Source organism: Nocardia citri (assembly GCF_054065835.1).
This window is the reverse complement of record NZ_JBSUQM010000084.1, coordinates 1-434: the sequence shown is the minus strand read 5'-3', so window position 1 is coordinate 434 and position 434 is coordinate 1. Positions and strand designations below refer to the sequence as shown.

Annotated in this window: 1 protein-coding gene; it reads right to left on the bottom strand. The window is 62.4% G+C overall.

Going from position 1 to position 434, the window contains the following annotated elements; genetic code table 11:
* A partial coding sequence (locus ACW2Q0_RS31225; protein ID WP_457194511.1) for a cbb3-type cytochrome c oxidase subunit I occupies positions 1-434 on the bottom strand: 434 nt, incomplete at both ends.

The following is a 434-nucleotide window of genomic DNA, read 5'->3' as shown; positions in this document are numbered from 1 at the left end:
TCGGCGCGCATCCGTTCGACCATGTGCGGGTAGTGCAGTTCGAAGGCGGGACGCTCGGAACGGATGCGGGGCAGTTCGTAGAAGTTGTGCCGCGGCGGCGGGCAGGTGGTGGCCCATTCCAGTGAGTTGCCGTATCCCCACGGATCATCGACGGTGACGACTTCGCCGTAGCGGTAGCTCTTGAAGACGTTCCAGATGAACGGCAGCATCGACGCGCCCAGGATGAAGGCACCGATGGTGGAAATCGTATTGAGTGTGGTGAAGCCGTCGCTGGGCAGGTAGTCGGCGTAGCGGCGCGGCATCCCCTCGGCACCCAGCCAGTGCTGCACCAGGAAGGTGGTGTGGAAGCCGATGAAGGTGGTCCAGAAGTGCCACTTGCCCAGGCGTTCGTCCAGCATGCGGCCGGTGATCTTCGGGAACCAGAAATAGATACC